Source organism: Roseburia sp. 1XD42-69 (genome assembly GCF_003612565.1).
In the GTDB taxonomy this organism is placed as follows: Bacteria; Bacillota; Clostridia; order Lachnospirales; family Lachnospiraceae; genus Roseburia_B.
The window spans coordinates 36717-49260 of the sequence record NZ_RAZG01000002.1 but is presented as its reverse complement, the minus strand read 5'-3'; the positions used below and the strand labels follow the sequence as shown (position 1 = coordinate 49260).

13 protein-coding genes and 1 tRNA gene are annotated in these 12544 nt (G+C 45.7%); 1 reads left to right on the top strand and 13 read right to left on the bottom strand.

Annotation, left to right across the window (positions count from 1 at the left end; genetic code table 11):
• Positions 1-72: 72 nt before the first annotated feature.
• The 12 genes from D7Y06_RS01595 to galE all read right to left on the bottom strand — a co-directional run bounded on the left by D7Y06_RS01595 (position 73) and on the right by galE (position 10111).
• A complete protein-coding gene (locus D7Y06_RS01595) occupies positions 73-1005 on the bottom strand; it encodes a bifunctional riboflavin kinase/FAD synthetase (protein ID WP_120406195.1) in 933 nt (310 codons plus the stop codon).
• Positions 1006-1046: 41 nt separating this feature from the next.
• Positions 1047-1961, bottom strand: a complete 915-nt coding sequence (gene truB / locus D7Y06_RS01590; RefSeq protein WP_120406084.1) for a tRNA pseudouridine(55) synthase TruB — start codon at positions 1959-1961, stop codon at positions 1047-1049.
• An 11-nt stretch (positions 1962-1972) separates the two neighbouring features.
• Complete coding sequence (locus D7Y06_RS01585; protein ID WP_120406083.1) at positions 1973-2923, bottom strand: DHH family phosphoesterase; 951 nt, start codon at positions 2921-2923, stop codon at positions 1973-1975.
• Positions 2920-3312 (bottom strand): 30S ribosome-binding factor RbfA, encoded by a 393-nt coding sequence (gene rbfA / locus D7Y06_RS01580; RefSeq protein WP_120406082.1) that lies wholly within the window; start codon positions 3310-3312, stop codon positions 2920-2922. The genes D7Y06_RS01585 and rbfA overlap by 4 nt, the downstream gene beginning before the upstream one ends.
• Before the next feature lie 52 nt (positions 3313-3364).
• The gene (gene infB, locus D7Y06_RS01575) at positions 3365-6100 is read right to left on the bottom strand and encodes a translation initiation factor IF-2 (RefSeq protein ID WP_442970353.1); all 2736 of its coding nucleotides are present in this window, start codon (positions 6098-6100) and stop codon (positions 3365-3367) included.
• Positions 6088-6225 carry a translation initiation factor IF-2 N-terminal domain-containing protein gene (locus D7Y06_RS28490; protein WP_120406081.1) on the bottom strand — a complete coding sequence of 46 codons (138 nt, stop codon included), beginning with the start codon at positions 6223-6225 and terminating at the stop codon, positions 6088-6090. Before D7Y06_RS28490 ends, infB begins: the two co-directional genes overlap by 13 nt.
• A 15-nt stretch (positions 6226-6240) precedes the next feature.
• The gene (locus tag D7Y06_RS01565; protein WP_120406193.1) at positions 6241-6558 is read right to left on the bottom strand and encodes a L7Ae/L30e/S12e/Gadd45 family ribosomal protein; all 318 of its coding nucleotides are present in this window, start codon (positions 6556-6558) and stop codon (positions 6241-6243) included.
• Positions 6545-6823, bottom strand: coding sequence for an RNase P modulator RnpM (rnpM, locus tag D7Y06_RS01560; RefSeq protein ID WP_120406080.1), 279 nt, complete (start codon positions 6821-6823; stop codon positions 6545-6547). The genes D7Y06_RS01565 and rnpM overlap by 14 nt, the downstream gene beginning before the upstream one ends.
• The gene (gene nusA / locus D7Y06_RS01555) at positions 6813-8111 is read right to left on the bottom strand and encodes a transcription termination factor NusA (RefSeq protein ID WP_120406079.1); all 1299 of its coding nucleotides are present in this window, start codon (positions 8109-8111) and stop codon (positions 6813-6815) included. Before nusA ends, rnpM begins: the two co-directional genes overlap by 11 nt.
• Before the next feature lie 63 nt (positions 8112-8174).
• Entirely contained in the window at positions 8175-8636 is a 462-nt protein-coding gene (rimP, locus tag D7Y06_RS01550) for a ribosome maturation factor RimP (RefSeq protein WP_243119034.1), read from the bottom strand.
• 219 nt (positions 8637-8855) lie between these two features.
• A tRNA-Glu gene (locus D7Y06_RS01545) sits at positions 8856-8927 on the bottom strand.
• Positions 8928-9094: 167 nt separating this feature from the next.
• Positions 9095-10111: a UDP-glucose 4-epimerase GalE gene (gene galE, locus D7Y06_RS01540; RefSeq protein WP_120406078.1), complete on the bottom strand. Its 1017-nt coding sequence runs from the start codon at positions 10109-10111 to the stop codon at positions 9095-9097.
• 211 nt (positions 10112-10322) lie between these two features.
• Between galE and D7Y06_RS01535 the strand changes: the two genes are divergently transcribed.
• On the top strand, positions 10323-11222 hold the full coding sequence (locus D7Y06_RS01535; protein WP_120406077.1) for an AraC family transcriptional regulator: 900 nt from the start codon (positions 10323-10325) through the stop codon (positions 11220-11222).
• Here D7Y06_RS01535 and D7Y06_RS01530 read toward each other — a convergent pair.
• Positions 11161-12519 (bottom strand): MATE family efflux transporter, encoded by a 1359-nt coding sequence (locus D7Y06_RS01530; protein ID WP_120406076.1) that lies wholly within the window; start codon positions 12517-12519, stop codon positions 11161-11163. The genes D7Y06_RS01535 and D7Y06_RS01530 overlap by 62 nt on opposite strands.
• Positions 12520-12544: the final 25 nt, after the last annotated feature.

Here is a 12544-nt window from a genome sequence, read left to right as displayed (position 1 = left end):
ATGATTCTGTTTGCAGTCCGTGTTTTCTTATTGTTTTGTTCGTTTAGAGTATATCAATGTATCGTTACAATGTCAACATAAATTTGTAATATTCTCGTAATAACTTTTTGCCAATTCTATGTCTTTTTGTATCTGTATTTTTAATTCTTCGATAGAGTGAAACTTCATTTCCCTGCGCAGGGGCTTTAAAAATTCCACTTTCACTGTTCTTCCGTAAATATCTCCCTGAAAATCAAAGAGATGCGTCTCCACTCCCACCGGGTTTTCTCCCCCAAGGGTGGGCTTGATGCCCAGATTGGTAATTCCCCCGAAACTCTTATCCCACAGGATTACCCTGGTCACATATACCCCGAAAGGCGGCAGAATCTTTTCCGGCTGGGGTACCTGGTTTATGGTTGGGTACAAAGAAGTGCTGCCCAGCTTTCTTCCGTGAACCACTTCCCCTTGGATAAAATAGTGGTATCCCAGGAGTTCGTTTGCTTTTTCTATATTCCCCCGGGACAATTCCTCCCGGATATAGGTGCTGCTGATATCCCTTCCCTTATCCTGCATTTTTTCCACAATCCTGGGCTCGTATCCGTAAATTTCCCCTTTTTCTAAAAGAAATTTGTAGTCCCCTCTTCTATTGTGGCCAAAACGGAAATCTTTTCCCGCCACAAGACACTTCATATGAAGCTTCTTTACCAGCATTTCAATAAAATCCTCCGGCTCCATACGCCTAATCTCTGGAGTGAAGGGACACTCAATGAGATAATCGATTCCCAGTTTTTCAAAAAGCTGCACTTTTTCCCCATTGGTGGTGAGAACAAGGCCCTCCTCCCCAGACACTTGCTTTTTTGGGGGAATGTCAAAGGTGAACACCACGGTTTTTAAACCCTGCTTCTTCTGCTGTTTTACACATTCCATTAAAAGCTCATGACCCCTGTGGATTCCGTCAAATTTTCCCAGGGACACCACTGTGGGATCTTCTATATAAAAATCTGTACTTTTTTTCATGTATTTCATAATCTTTTCCAATTTCTGCAATAAATTCTGTATTGTCTGTCCTATATAAACATTTTTCTGGGGCAAAATCTCTTCTTTGTCATATCATATGTAAAAAGCCCGATAAATGTGCCTGCCTCACTGTACATTTTCACACATTCCTCCGGCAGAAATTCCTCTGTTTTCCCCTGGGAGAGCAAATGTAAGGGAATGGGGTTTCCGTTGAGCAGCAAAGGCTCCGCCTCCTTTTTTCCACAGACTTTTCTGTATTCAGGGAACACTTTCTCCAAAGGAATCAGAATATCTTCCAAATTCCTTCCATTTTCATCTTCCCCCTTTAAGACTGCCTCAACCTCCCCTAAAGTAAGAGCGGTGTCTAAAGAAAAACCCCCTGTCCTTGTCCTTGTAAGCTGCTCCATACATCCCCCGCAGCCTGCTGCCTTCCCGATGTCATGACACAGGGTGCGGATATAAGTGCCCTTGGAGCAATGTACTAAAATCTTTACCAGTGGAAGCTTCATTTCCAGGATATCAATGGAAAAAATGGTGATTTTTCTAGGTTTTCTCTCCACTTCCATCCCTTTTCTTGCCAGCTCATATAACCTCTGGCCATTTACCTTTATGGCGGAATACATGGGAGGAATCTGACTGAGATTCCCCACAAAGCTAAGAATGGTTTCCCTTACCTTCTCTTCCTCTAAAGATAAAGCCTGCTCTCTCAACACGTTTCCCCAGATATCCTGGGTGTCAGTTTCAAGCCCCAGATGCAAAAGAGCTTCATACTCTTTGTCATGGTCCGTAAGGTATTCGCACACTTTCGTGGCCTTCCCTATACACACTGGAAGCACCCCCACGGCCTGTGGGTCCAGGGTGCCGGTATGTCCAATTTTTTTCTGTTTTAAAATTCCCCGAAGCTTTGCCACCACATCAAAGGAGGTAAAGCCCGGCTCTTTATAAATATTGATAATTCCGTCCACAAAATACCTGCCTATAACTGTTTTTCTATCTCTGTGACAATTTTTTCAATCATTTTTTCCGGCTCATCCTTTTTTATGGAAAATCCCGCCGCTTTTTTGTGGCCGCCGCCCCCGAATGCCACAGCGATTTTCGCCAGATCCACATCCCCGTTGCACCTGGTGCTGGCCTTAAATGTCCCGTCATCGTTTTCATATAAAAACAAAGCCACTTCCACGCCTTTTGTGATGCGAAGCTGGTTTACAATCCCGTCTAAGTGCTTGGGCAGAACCTGAAAATTTTTCATATCCTCCGCAGTAATGACACTGGCAATGATTTTTCCCTCCCGGTAAAGCTTTGCCTCCAAAAGCGCTTTCCCCAAGATTTTGTTTTGCACAAATGTCTTTGTATAGAATGTCTCGTCCACAATTTTGGTAAAATCAATGCCCGTCTCCATAAGCGCCCCTGCAATTTCCATGGTTTTTGCAGAGGTACAGGAATACTGGAATACTCCCGTGTCGTGTACCATGCCAAGGTAAATGCACTCTGCAATTTCCTTTGTAATGCGCTCTTTGGGCAAAAGCCCATAAATCAGCTCCGAGGTGGAGCTGGCTTCCGGGAAAATATAGTTTTCCTGGGCAAAGCTCTCATTGCTCACATGATGGTCGATACAGACTGTCTTTTTCGCGGTGCGGAAATATTTTACCGCATCCCCCAGACGTCCCTCATCCCCGCAGTCCAAAGCCATAAATAAGTCATACACCTTATCTTTGCCGCAGTGGTGGATAATTTCCCCTGCCTTTTCCAAAAAAAGAAATTTATTGGGAATGGGCTCTAAGTAAAGGTTCACCTCAATGTGGGGGTAGTAGGTTTTAATATAATTGTATACTGCCAGGGTGGAGCCTGCACAGTCGCCGTCGGGTCTTAAATGTCCGGCCACTGCCGCAGATTTCACTCCTGCAAGAATTTCGTCCAGGTTTGTCATACCATTTCCTCTGCAATTTCCCCATGGCTCTCCTCGTCCCTGCGGTTTACCTCGTCAATCTTTTTTGACATGGCCACGCCGTACTCAATGGACTGGTCTAAGACAAAGCGGATTTCCGGGGTATTTCTCAAGTTCAGGTTTTTTGCCAGCTTCATGCGGATATACCCTTCCGCGCTTTTTAACCCCTTCATGGTGTTTAACTGGGCATTTTCATCCCCCAAAACACTGATATACGCCTTGCATGTTTTAAGGTCCGGCGCCACTTCCACAGTGACAACGCTTGTCATGGGATGAATCCTGGGGTCTTTGATTTCCCCCCGGATAATACTGGAAAGTTCCCGAAGGACCTCCCCATTGACCCTAGTATTTTTAATGCTGTTTTTTCTCATATTTTTACTTCCTATCCTGAAATCCTTTTCAAAATTTCATATCCCAAAATCCCTATCTGGGAACTTCTACCATCTTGTAGGCTTCAATCTGGTCAAACTCTGCAATATCGTTAAATCCGTCTATGACAAGACCGCACTCATAGCCAGACCGCACTTCTTTCACATCGTCTTTGAACCGTTTTAAGGATGCCAAATCCCCTTCGAAAATCTGCTCGCCCTCTCTTGTCACACGGACTTTGCAGCCTCTCTCAAAGATGCCGTCTAAAACATAGGAGCCTGCAATATTTCCCACGCCGGATGCCTTAAATATCTGGCGTACTTCCGCATGGCCGATGACTTTCTCCTCAAAGATGGGGTCTAACATGCCCTTCATAGCTGCCTCCACATCTTCAATGGCATTGTAGATAACCTTATATAGCCTTACGTCTACCCCTTCTCGCTCTGCCGTAGCCTTGGCTGTGGCATCCGGGCGCACATTAAACCCAATGATGATGGCGTTGGAGGCGGAGGCTAAGATAACGTCAGACTCATTGATGGCCCCTACCCCGCCGTGGATGGTTTTCACCACCACTTCCTCGTTGGAAAGTTTCTCTAAGCTCTGTTTCACTGCCTCCACAGAGCCCTGTACATCCGCTTTTACAATAATATCAAGCTCTTTTACATTTCCTGACTGAATCTGGCTGAACAGATCGTCTAAGGACATTTTGGCCTTCGTCTCCTCTAAGAGACGCTCTTTGCCCTCAGAGATAAAGGTCTCCGCAAAGCTTCTGGCCTCTTTTTCCGTATCTGTGGATACAAAGACTTCCCCGGCCTTTGGCACACCGCTTAATCCTAAGATTTCCACAGGAGTGGATGGCCCTGCCTCTTTTACCCGCCTTCCGGCGTCATCCATCATGGCACGGACTTTTCCGTAACAGCTTCCGCAGGCTATGGGTTCCCCTACTTTTAAAGTACCTTTCTGCACTAAAATCGTAGCCACGGCACCCCGGCCTTTGTCAAGCTGGGCCTCTATCACAAGTCCCCTAGCGTTTCTGTTGGGGTTTGCCTTTAACTCACACACTTCCGCCGTTAAAAGAATCATTTCCAGAAGGTTATCGATACCTTCCTTTGTGTGGGCGGATACCGGGCAGAAGATGGTGCTGCCCCCCCAGTCTTCGGGAATCAGCTCATACTCGGACAACTCCTGTTTTACCCTTTCAATATTGGCGTTGGGCTTGTCGATTTTGTTTACCGCCACAATAATTTCAATCCCTGCCGCCTTGGCATGGTTGATTGCCTCCACGGTCTGGGGCATAACGCCGTCGTCTGCTGCAACCACAAGAATTGCAATATCCGTGGCATTGGCCCCCCGCATACGCATGGCGGTAAATGCCTCGTGTCCCGGTGTGTCAAGGAATGTGATTTTCTGGTTGTTAATGGACACTACGGAAGCGCCGATGTGCTGGGTAATTCCCCCTGCCTCCCTGTCTGTCACCCTTGTGGAGCGAATGGCATCCAAAAGGGAGGTTTTTCCGTGGTCTACATGGCCCATAACGCAGACTACCGGAGGGCGGAATTTTAAGGTGCTCTCATCCTCTTCTTCCTCTTTTAAGAGTTCTGCAATCACATCCACCTTTTCTTCCGGCTCTGCAATGCAGTTAAACTCCAGGGCAATCTCCTCTGCGGTATCGTAATCCACATCCTGGTTTACCGTCACCATGGTTCCCTTTAAAAACAGCTTTTTCACAATTACGGATGCCTGGATTTTCATTTTATCCGCAAGCTCTTTAATTGTGAGGTGCTCCGGAAGGGTAATGCTCTTAATTGTCTCTTCCTCTTTCTCCTGGGGCTTTGGCTGGGGTTTCTTTTTGCCGCCGTGCTTTTCTAAGTTGATAAAGCGCTCCTGCTTCTTCCCTAACTTATCATGCTCCTGTTTCCGGTTATTATTCTTATTCCGGTTTTCTCCTCTTTCCCTTGTCTCTTTTCCCCTGAGCTCCTCTGCGGGAGAGACGGATTCTTTATTAAATTTATTGATTTCCTGGTCTAATCTGCCTTTAAATTCCTTCGAGCGATTTGAACCGAATCCACGGTTACCTCTATCACCTTGAGAATTATTGGAACCGCCGCGGTTATTCTGATAATTTTTCTGATTGTTTTTATCAAAGTTCCTGCCTCCTCTGTCTCCAAAGCGGCCATTTCCCCGCTCCTGGCCTGATCTCTCTCCCTGACGCTTCTGCCGGTCTCCCCGGCCTCCGTTGTTGTCCTGCTGGGATTTTTTGGGAGGCGGCGTAAGATCCACCCGGCCTAAAATCTTAACTCCCACAGTCTCCGGCTTCTTGATTTTTTCTGCCGGCTTCTCCTCCGGCTTTTCCGCCGGTTTTGCATTTGCCTGCTCCGCTGGTTTTGCCGCTGCCTCCTGGGCTTTTACTGCATTATCTGCGGGCTTTGGAATATTATCCTGCTGTTTGACAGGGTTTTCCTGCAATTTTGCGGGATTTTCCGAATGTTTCACCCCTGTTTCCAGGTGTCTTGCCCCGCTTTCCCCGTGTCTTCCGGGATTTTCCTGCCTGGGCCCGTTTCCCCCCTGTTTCATCCCTGCTTTATCCGGCTGGGGACGTCTGTGGGGTTTTGGCCGCCTTGCCCCCTGCTGGCTGTTCTGGGGATTAAAGACAGCTGTGATACTTGATTTCTTTTTTGGCCTATCCGGATGCTCTTTTGCGGCACCTTCCTCTTTTGCCTTTTGTTCTGGCTCTGAATTAACGATAGCTTTGCTCTCCTTTTTCATAAATTTATTTTTCACCATTTCCACCTCGGAATCCTCCATTCCGCTGGCCGGCACCTTTTTTCTATATTGTTCTCAGTTAAAAAACTTATGATGTCTTTTGACTGGATATTCAATTCTTTTGCAAGTTCATGTACTCTGACTTTTGCCATCTACTTACTCCTCCATTATTCAGTTGTTTTATCCGCAAGCTTCTTTTCCACAGATTCGGCAAGCCCTTTATCCGTAACTGCCAGAGATGCCCGGAATTCTTTCCCGATACAGTGCCCTAACTCTTCTCTTGTGGCGTAAACCGCCATGGGAACCTGATAATATTCGCACATACTGCGGACACGTTTTTTTGTATTTTCTGACGCATCATTTGCCACCATCACAAGATAAGCCTCTCCGCTTTTCACCGCATGTTCTGTCTGAAATTCTCCGCTTGCGATACGCTTAGCCCTGGCTGCAATTCCCAATAAAGATAAGACCTTATCTGCTCTCACCAAGTTGTTCCATCTCCTTCTCAAAATCCTGGTAGATTTCCTTTGGAACAGCAGTTTTTAAGGAACGCTCCAATCCTTTGTTTTTCACTGCTTTCTCCAGGCACTCCCTGCGGGGGCACAGATAGGCTCCTCTGCCGTTTTTCTTCCCCGTGGCATCCACTAAGACCTGGTTGTCGGAAGTTTTTATTACCCGGATTAATTCCCTTTTTGCTTTCATTTCCCTGCACCCCACACACTGGCGCATGGGAACTTTCTTATTCGTCATAATGCTCTTCGCCTTCTACCTCTGAAACATCATCTGAGGATTCCTCATACTCCTCTTTTATGGATTCACCGGAAGTGATCTCCCCGCTGCCGGCCTCCTGGTACTGGCCTTCTTCGTAGTCTCCCTCCTGGTACCGGCCCTCTTCATACGATTCTTCCTGATAGCCATCCTCCTCATAGTCTCCCTCTTCGTAGTCCTCGTAATCCTCATCCTCATAATCGTTTTCATAGTCCATAAAGTCTCCGTCTTCCCTGGCCTGGGTTTCGCTCTTTATGTCGATTTTAAAACCGGTTAAACGGGCGGCAAGCCTGGCATTTTGGCCTTCCTTTCCAATGGCCAGGGACAGCTGGTAATCCGGAACTACCACTTTTGCGGTTTTTTCCTCCGCATCTGCAATAACGGAAATCACTTTCGCCGGACTTAAGGCATTTTCAATCAACATTGCCGGGTTTTCATTCCAGTTGATAATGTCGATTTTCTCCCCTCTAAGCTCTCCCACAATGGCATTTACCCTGGCTCCGTTCATACCTACACAGGCTCCCACCGGGTCCACATCCGGGTCATTGGACCACACTGCAATTTTCGTCCTGCTCCCGGCTTCCCTGGCAATGCTTTTAATTTCCACAATCCCTTCTTTCACCTCTGTCACCTCTGACTCAAAGAGACGTTTCACCAGTTCCGGGTGTGTCCTTGACACTAAAATCTTTGGCCCCTTGTTGGTGGATTTCACCTCCAGCACATACAGTTTAATTCGTTCCGTGGGCTGGAATACTTCCTTCCTCACCTGCTCGTTTTCCGCCAGGATTGCATCTACTTTTCCCAGGTTGATGCTCACATTTTTGCCCACATAGCGCTGGACAATCCCTGTCACCACATCCTTCTCTTTACTGTAATACTCATCATACAGTACTTTTCTCTCTTCCTCCCGGATTTTCTGCAGTATTACATTTTTTGCATTCTGGGTGGCAATCCGTCCGAACTCTTTGGATTTTACTTCTATATTTACAATATCCCCAGGCTCGTATTTGGAATCAATCATTCTGGCATTTGCAAGGCTGATTTCCAAAATGGAATCCACAACCTGCTCCACCACGGTTTTTTCCTGGTATACGTGGTATTCACAGGTTTCAGGGTCGATTGTAACTTTTATATTATCCGATTTTCCAAAATGGTTTTTACATGCAGTTATCAGTGAGTTTTCAATGGCGTCCAGCAGTGTCTCTTTGGGAATATTTTTTTCCTGCTCAAGAATTGTAAGGGCCTCCAACAACTCATTATTACTACTCATTTTTTTATCCTCCTAAATATGTTGTGTTTATTATTCTAGGGAATCACTTTAATCAGCGCTTCCCTAAAAATCCAATGCCTGACGAATCAATGCAATATCTTTTTTTTCAAATACAATTTCCCCTGTGTCATTTTCAATGGTAACCGTCTTTTCGTCAAAATCCTTTAAAACCCCGGAAAAGTTTTTTTCATGGCTGATGGGACGGTAAGTGTGGATTTCCACATTTTTCATTTTATTGCGAATATAATCCTTCTCTTTTTTTAAGGGCCTGCCAAGTCCCGGAGAACTCACTTCAAAGACATAGGAATCCTCCACAAAGTCTTCCCTGTCCAAAATCTCATTCATCTCCCTTGCCACCGCCTCGCAGTCGTCTACTGTAATGCCCCCGTCTTTATCAATATATACCCGAAGATACCAGGTACTCCCCTCCTTTACATATTCCACATCCACCAATTCAAAATTCATACGGTTTAGAATCGGCTGTACAAGCTCTTCTGTTTTTTCCTCGTATAACTTTTTTCCCAAAAATTTCTCCTTCCTTTTACACACTTAAACGTAATTTGAGAGTGGACAACGCCCACTCTCAATACAATCATTACTATTACAATAAGTAAATTATAGCACTATTTTCCAGTTATTGCAAGGACTTTTTTGCGCTATCTCCTACCTTTACAAACAAAAAATGCCATAAACCTTAGGAAGGCTTACAGCATCTTCGGGGTTGGGCTGTTATTTAACAGTCAACAGTTCGTAGGGGAATCGAACCCCTGTTTCCGCCGTGAGAGGGCGGCGTCTTAACCGCTTGACCAACGAACCAAGAACCTTAATTACTATAGCATGGATATTCAGATTTTGCAAGTCTTTTTTTAAAATTTTTTGTGTTTTTTTTGCAAATTTCTTCTTTTCCCCTAAAATAAAGGGTTTCAGGGGATATCTCCGCCCAAAAAAAGCCCGGTTTTATCCCCTGTCCAAAGTTTTTGCAATTATTCTTCGTATCCCTTGGGATTATTTTTCTGCCAGTTCCAGGAATCCGCGCACATTTCTTTTATGCCGTACTGCGCCTCCCAGCCCAGCTCTTTCTTCGCCTTAGCCGCATCGGAATAGCATGTGGCGATATCCCCAGGCCTTCTGTCCTTTATGGCATAGGGAATCTTCACCCCTGTGGCCTCCTCAAAGTTCTTTACAATATCAAGGACGCTGTAGCCGGTTCCTGTGCCAAGGTTGTAGATGCCAAGGCCCACATTTTCTTTTATCTTATTTAACGCCTTTACATGGCCCACTGCAAGGTCCACCACATGGATATAATCCCTTACCCCGGTGCCGTCCGGCGTGTCATAGTCGTTGCCAAATACCCCTAACTCTTTTAACTTGCCCACTGCCACTTGGGTAATGTAGGGCATAAGGTTGTTGGGGATTCCGTTGGGATTTTCCCCGATTAAGCCGCTTTTGTGGGCGCCGATAGGATTAAAGTAGCGCAGTAAAATCACATTCCACTCCGGGTCAGCTTTCTGCATATCGCTTAAAATCTGCTCCAGCATAGACTTAGACCAGCCATAGGGATTGGTGCAGGTTCCTTTCGGACATTCCTCCGTAATGGGAATCTGGGCCGGATCCCCGTAAACCGTCGCAGAGGAAGAAAAAATAATGTTTTTACACCCGGCTTTGCGCATTTCATCCACAAGGGTCAGGGTTCCTGTGATATTGTTGTTGTAATATTCCCAGGGTTTTGCCACGGACTCTCCCACTGCCTTTAACCCTGCAAAATGGATGCAGCCCTCAATTTTTTCTTTTTCAAAAACTTTCTTTAAAATATCACGGTCTAAAATATCACCTTTATAAAATGTTACATCTTTGCCGGTAATCTTTTTTACCCTCTCCAGAGATTTCTCACTGGAATTGCACAGGTTGTCTAAAACAACCACCTCGTATCCTGCGTTTAACAGTTCCACACATGTATGGCTGCCGATATAGCCGGCGCCTCCTGTCACTAAAATTGCCATATTTCGTCCTCCTGTTTTCCTATCACTAAATACTATTCTAGTTCTTTTCTTTCATTTAGTCTAGCCCAAGAAAGAAATTTCTTCCATACAGAAATGTATAAAAAACATGTAATTTTGTTGCACAGTAATGCAGCTTTCTATATAATATATTTACCTTATGTTTTTCAGCATCATAAAACCAGTATCTTTTACCCTCAAAGGATTTACAGCTATGGAAAATAATTACAAAAACTCCTATAAAGTGGAGGAAAAAGAACTCGTATCCCTGTCTGTTTACAATGTGGGCTTTCAAAAATGCATCCCCGGCTACCGCTGGGGGCCCGGCATCCGGGACCATTATTTGATTCACTATATTATCTCCGGCCAGGGCATCTATAAGGCCGGGGGAAAATCTTATAATTTAAAGGCCGGGGATTCCTTTTTAGTATATCCCAATACGGAAGTTTCCTATGCGGCGGATATGAAAAATCCCTGGGAATACGCCTGGGTAGGTTTTACGGGAAGCGATGCCTCCATGATTCTAAGGGCCACGGACTTTTCCCAGGACTCCCCGGTCATCCAGGAAAACATTCCGGGAGAATCCATCCGCCGGCAAATCCTTCACATTTATGACGCCAGGGGAAACGGCTTAGAGCACGCTGTGGAAATGACAGGAAGGCTCTACACCATGCTCTCCCTGTTTATGCAAAATTCTTCCCGAAAAAAAAACGCTGACACCGCCAGCAGTTATGTACAAAAAAGTATTGAATTTATCACGGCAAATTACTCCTACAATATCACCGTGGATGATATGGCAGACTATGTAGGAATCAGCAGAAGCCATCTGTTCCGCTCCTTCCAAAACGTTCTGCGCATATCACCAAAAGAGTACCTCACAGCCTTCCGCATGAAACAGGCCGGTTATCTCCTAGAACACTCCAGGCTCTCTGTCACCGCCATCGCCAACTCCGTGGGATTTGACAACAGCCTGTATTTCTCCAAAGTATTTCATCAGATAAAACAGGTATCCCCCAGGGAATACCGGAAAAATTTCCTGGAAAAACAGGAAGCTAACTCGGTTTTTGAAACAGGGGAAGACGCAGTGTCTGCACCGCCAAAGGAATCACCATAACGGCCCACACTGCAGGCTCTGCCCAGATGATGCCCCAATATCCAAACAAAGGGGTGAGCAACTTGGCAAAAACCACTTTTCCCAAAAGCTCTAAGGTACTGGATACCACCGGCGTAATGTGATCCCCGATGCCCTGGAGCATATTCCGAAGCATTGTGATAAAGGCGGGGATAAGATAAAAACAGGTGTCCACCTTTAAATACAACGCCCCTGTCTGTAAAATTTTTGCCCCTTTTGTCCCTGTGATTAAGGAAATCAGCCACGGGGAACACAGATGGGAAAAGACAAAGACCAGGGCACACCACACCAGATTCACCTTTATGGCAAAAACCAGTCCCTTTTTTATTCTGTCATAGGTGCCTGCGCCATAGTTCTGTCCTGCAAATGTTGCCATAGTGGAACCGATGACACTGAAAAGAATCATAAAAATCTCTGTGACCTTCCTGGCCGCAGTGTGGGCCACAATGATGTCCTGTCCCAAGGTGTTAATGGAAGTCTGAAGAGAGACTGTCCCAAATTGCACCAGAGAATTCATACAGGCCATGGAAAAGCCGGCGGAGGCCAGTTCCCCCATATATTCCCTTTCCGGCAGAAGGTCGCCCGGGTAAATGTGAAACATCTCATATTTTTGCATCATATAAACCCAGCATAGGCCGGCGGAGACAACCTGGGCTATGACAGTGGCGTAAGCCGCCCCCTCCACCCCCATATGAAATACTCTGATAAAGCACAAATCCATTACAATGTTTAACACGCTGGAACACACAAGAAACAAAAGCGGCGCCAGGGTGTCTCCCACCGCACGGAGAATACCTGCCCCTGCATTATAGGCAAAAGTTGCCGCCATCCCGCAGATTAAAATGGAGATATAGATTTTTGCATCTTTGTAAAGCCTTGGCACCACATTCATCCACTCCATGAGGGAATCCATAAAAATAAGGGAAAAGAAGGTGAAAGCCAGGGTCATTCCCGCTCCAAGGGTAATAATATTCCCCACATTTTTTTTGATTCCCTGCCTGTTCCCGGAACCAAAATATCTGGCCACCGGGATAGCAAATCCCAGGGCCATTCCATTCATAAATCCAATCATTAAATTTGCCAGAACAGAAACTGCCCCCACAGAAGCCAGGGCGCCTTCTCCCAAAAAACTTCCTACGATTCTGGTGTCAGCCAGAGAGTAAAACAACTGGAACAAGGTTCCAAAAAATACCGGAAGGGCAAATCTAACCATGCCCTTTGGTATGTTTCCCACAGTCAAATCCAAGGTGTGAATTTTTTTCTTCGTTTTATTTTCCATATTTTCTTTCTATTCTAAGTTTTTC

What these genes read in the sequence shown, in the direction of transcription:
- D7Y06_RS01595 (WP_120406195.1), bottom strand. Translation starts at nt 1,005, where the DNA reads ATGAAATACATGAAAAAAAGTACAGATTTTTATATAGAAGATCCCACA.
- D7Y06_RS01585 (WP_120406083.1), bottom strand. Translation starts at nt 2,923, where the DNA reads ATGACAAACCTGGACGAAATTCTTGCAGGAGTGAAATCTGCGGCAGTG.
- rbfA (WP_120406082.1), bottom strand. Translation starts at nt 3,312, where the DNA reads ATGAGAAAAAACAGCATTAAAAATACTAGGGTCAATGGGGAGGTCCTT.
- D7Y06_RS28490 (WP_120406081.1), bottom strand. Translation starts at nt 6,225, where the DNA reads ATGGCAAAAGTCAGAGTACATGAACTTGCAAAAGAATTGAATATCCAG.
- rnpM (WP_120406080.1), bottom strand. Translation starts at nt 6,823, where the DNA reads ATGACGAATAAGAAAGTTCCCATGCGCCAGTGTGTGGGGTGCAGGGAA.
- nusA (WP_120406079.1), bottom strand. Translation starts at nt 8,111, where the DNA reads ATGAGTAGTAATAATGAGTTGTTGGAGGCCCTTACAATTCTTGAGCAG.
- galE (WP_120406078.1), bottom strand. Translation starts at nt 10,111, where the DNA reads ATGGCAATTTTAGTGACAGGAGGCGCCGGCTATATCGGCAGCCATACA.
- D7Y06_RS01535 (WP_120406077.1), top strand. Translation starts at nt 10,323, where the DNA reads ATGGAAAATAATTACAAAAACTCCTATAAAGTGGAGGAAAAAGAACTC.
- D7Y06_RS01530 (WP_120406076.1), bottom strand. Translation starts at nt 12,519, where the DNA reads ATGGAAAATAAAACGAAGAAAAAAATTCACACCTTGGATTTGACTGTG.